General features: G+C 78.5%; 3 protein-coding genes. All 3 read right to left on the bottom strand.

The window, feature by feature from the left end; all coding sequences use genetic code 11:
• Positions 1-1,131, bottom strand: a 1,131-nt coding sequence (locus RKE29_RS27790; RefSeq protein WP_312008435.1) for an ATP-binding protein, incomplete at its 3' end; no start/stop codon positions are given.
• A gap of 238 nt (positions 1,132-1,369) precedes the next feature.
• Entirely contained in the window at positions 1,370-2,965 is a 1,596-nt protein-coding gene (locus RKE29_RS27785; protein ID WP_312008437.1) for a cobyric acid synthase, read from the bottom strand.
• Between the two features lie 80 nt (positions 2,966-3,045).
• Positions 3,046-3,802: CobD/CbiB family cobalamin biosynthesis protein (locus tag RKE29_RS27780; RefSeq protein ID WP_312008434.1), on the bottom strand; the 757-nt coding region annotated here is incomplete at its 5' end.

The following is a 3,802-nucleotide window of genomic DNA, read 5'->3' as shown; positions in this document are numbered from 1 at the left end:
GTCCCGCGGCGCGGGCGGGCCAGACGAGTCGGCCGTGCCGGACGGGGGCGGCGGCGGGGCGCCGGGCCCGGCCTGCGGGCCCTCGCCGCCGCCCGGCCCGCCCGGGTCGGGCTCGTCGTCCCCGCCCTCGCCCTCCAGCACCTCGTCCAGCTTGTCCTCGTCCAGGCCGGGCGCGTCGAACGGGTTGCGCCGGCGCCGGTGCGGGAGGGCCAGCAGGGCGGCCTGCCGCACGTCCTCCACCAGCACCTCCGTACGCCCCGCCCAGGCGGCCAGCGCGGTCGCCGCGCGCGCGGTCACGATGTCCGCCCGCATGCCGTCGACCTCGAAGGCCGCGCACACCGCGGCGATCCGGCGCAGCGCCCCGTCGCCCAGGCGCACCTGCGGCAGCAGCGCGCGGGCCGCCGCGATCCGCGCGCGCAGCGCGTCCTCCTCCGGCTCCCACCGGCCGGCGAAGGCCGCCGGATCCGCGTCGTACGCCAGGCGGCGGCGCACCACCTCCACCCGCTCGCCGGGGTCCCGGGAGGCGGCGACCTCCACCGTGAGACCGAACCGGTCGAGCAGTTGGGGCCGCAGCTCGCCCTCCTCCGGGTTCATCGTGCCCACCAGCAGGAAGCGCGCCGCGTGCCGCACCGAGACGCCCTCGCGCTCCACGTGGGAGGCGCCCATGGCCGCGGCGTCCAGCAGCAGGTCGACCACGTGGTCGTGCAGCAGGTTGACCTCGTCCACGTAGAGCACGCCGCGGTGCGCGTCCGCCAGCAGGCCCGGCTCGAACGCCTTCACGCCCTCCGCCAGCGCCCGCTCCAGGTCCAGCGCGCCCACCAGCCGGTCGTCGGACGCGCCGACGGGCAGCTCCACCATCCGCGCCGCGCGCGCCACGCCGGGGCCCGGCTCGTGCGGGCCGTCCGGGCAGCCGTCGAACGGCGCGGCCGGATCGCAGGAGAACCGGCATCCGGCGACCACCCGCACCTCGGGCAGCAGGCCCGGCAGCGCGCGCACCATGGTGCTCTTCGCGGTGCCCTTCTCGCCGCGCACCAGCACGCCGCCGACGGCCGGCGAGACCGCGTTGAGCAGCAGCGCCAGCCGCAGGCCGGCCATGCCGACGATCGCCGTGAACGGATAGGGGGTGCTCATGCGCGGGTGGCTCCTTCCCGTGGCCTTCCGGCCGGTTTCCGTGGCCTTCCGGCCTCTGCCTGCGGCCTTCCGGCCTCTGCCTGCGGCCTTCCGGCCTCTGCCTGCGGCCTTCCGGCCTCTGTCCCCGGCCTTCCGGCCCCTGCCCGTGGCCTTTCCGGCCGGTGGCCGCCCTCCGGCCGCCTGCGTGCCCGTCCTCCCCGGACGGCGGCGCGCCGCCGCCCGAGGCCGGACCCGGAGGTCACGGCGCCCCCGGAGGGACGAAGGGCAGCCCCCGGGGCGGCCCCTCCTCGATCAGCCGCAGCAGCGCGCCGGTGTCCGCGTGCTCTTCAATGAGATCGCCGAGACGGTCGAGTTGTTCCTCGCGCAGGGCACCGAATTTTGTGTCGGGCGCGGGCACGAACGACCGGCCCGCCGCGTCGGCGACCCGGCGCAGGAACGCCCGCCGGAACCCGTCGCTCTCCAGTGAGCCGTGCCAGTGCGTGCCCCACACCGAGCCCACCCGGCAGCCGTCCAGGGCCCCGCCCCGGCCGTCCTCGATGAACGGCTCGTACGCGTCCCCGCGCAGCTCCGCCACCCCGTGGTGGATCTCGTAGCCCGCCACCGGCTCGCCGAGCGCCCGGCCGGCCGGGCGCGCCAGGGTCTTGTCCGCGGCGAACCGCACCCGCACCGGCAGCAGCCCGAGACCGGCCACCGTCCCGGCCCGCGACTCGACGTCGTCTTCGATGCGCTCGCCGAGCATCTGGTAGCCGCCGCACACGCCCAGTACCGGCCGCCCCTCCGCCGCCCGGCGTGCCACCGCGTCGGCCAGGCCCCGCTCGCGCAGCCACGCCAAAGCCCGTACCGTCCCGCGCGTGCCGGGCAGCACCACCAGGTCCGCGTCGGCCAGCTCCTCGGGCCGGTCCACGAACCGCACGAGCACACCCGGTTCGGCGGCCAGCGCGTCGACGTCCGTGAAGTTGGACATCAGCGGCACGGCGGCCACCGCCACCCGCAGCACGTCCCGGCCCACCGGCGGCGCCACGGCGCTCTCCCGCACCGCGCCGCGCAGCGACACCCGCAGCCCGTCCTCCTCGTCGATGCCCAGCCCGTGCGCGTACGGCAGCACGCCGAGCACCGGACGGCCGGTCAGGCCGCGCAGCATGTCCAGGCCGGGCTCCAGCAGCGACACGTCGCCGCGGAACTTGTTCACCAGGTACCCGGCCACCAGCCGCTGGTCCTCGGGCGACAGCAGCGCGGTGGTGCCGAAGAAGGACGCGAAGACCCCGCCCCGGTCGATGTCGCCGACCACGACGACCGGCAGCCCGGCGGCCCGCGCGAGACCCATGTTCACGATGTCGGTGCGCCGCAGGTTGATCTCGGCGGGGCTGCCCGCGCCCTCGCAGATCACCGCGTCGTGGGTGCGCCGCAGCTCCTCCAGGCACTCCGTGACGGTCCGCAGCAGCTCCGCCCGGCCTCCGGCGTACGGCGACGAGCCGGGCGCCCCCGGCGTCGCGCCCTCGACGTACGCGCGTGCGCTCAGCTCGCCCACCGGCCGGCCGAGCAGCACCACCTGGCTGGTGCGGTCGCCGCCCGGCTTGAGCAGCACCGGGTTCATCAGCGCGCTCGGCTCCACGCGCGCGGCGGCGGCCTGCATGGCCTGGGCGCGGCCGATCTCGGCTCCGTCGCGGGTGACGAAGGAGTTCAGGGACATGTTCTGCGCCTTGAACGGCGCGACGCGCACCCCCTTGCGGGCCAGCCAGCGGCAGATGCCCGCCGTGACCACGCTCTTGCCCGCGTCCGAGGTCGTCCCCGCGACCAGCAGCGAGCCGCCGCGCGCCCGCCGGCCGCCTGGCACCGCCCGCGCGGGCGGCAGGCCGCCGGGCCGTCCGTCCGCAGCGGCCCGCGTCCCGTCCTCCGCCCGGCCCTTCCCGTCCGTCACCGGCCCGCTCCTTCCCCGCGCGCCCCGGCGGCCCGCCCCGGGCCGCGTACGGCGCCCGCCGCGGCCCGCGCGCCGACCGATACGGCGAGCGCCAGGGCCGCCACGCGGCGCGAGAGCCGCACCGCCCGTTCGACGTCTGCGGTCTCCACCGGCCGCGCCCGGCCGTTGAGCACCGGCCGGTGCTCGACCCGGCCGCCGTACGCCAGGGTGCCGCCGAGCCGCACGCCCAGGGCGCCGGCGAACGCGGCCTCCACCGGCCCGGCGTTCGGGCTCGGGTGGCGGCCGCCGTCGCGCCGCCAGGCCCGCCACGCGCCGCGCGGGTCGGGGCCGGCCAGGGTGGCCAGCAGGGCCGTCAGCCGCGCGCCCGGCCACCCGGCCACGTCGTCCAGCCGTGCCGCGGCCCACCCGAAGCGCAGGTGCCGCGGCGACCGGTGGCCCACCATCGCGTCCAGGGTGTTGACGGCCCGGAAGCCGACGAGCCCCGGCACGCCGCCGACGGCGCCCCACACCAGCGCGCCCACCACCGCGTCGGAGGTGTTCTCCGCGACCGACTCCACGACCGCACGCGCGAGCTGCTGCCCCGTCAGCGCGCGCGGGTCGCGGCCGCACAGGTGCGGCAGCCGCTCCCGCGCCGCGACCAGGTCCCCGGCGGCCAGCGCGCCGCCCACGGCCCGCGCCTCGCGGCCCAGGCTCGTGCCGCCCAGCACCGCCCAGGTGGCCGCCGCGGTCAGCGCGGTGTCGGCCGCGCGGGCG

Source organism: Streptomyces sp. B1866 (assembly GCF_031932565.1).
Lineage (GTDB): Bacteria > Actinomycetota > Actinomycetes > Streptomycetales > Streptomycetaceae > Streptomyces.
The sequence above is the reverse complement of the archived record's forward strand: the minus strand, read 5'-3'. Positions and strand labels throughout refer to the sequence as shown.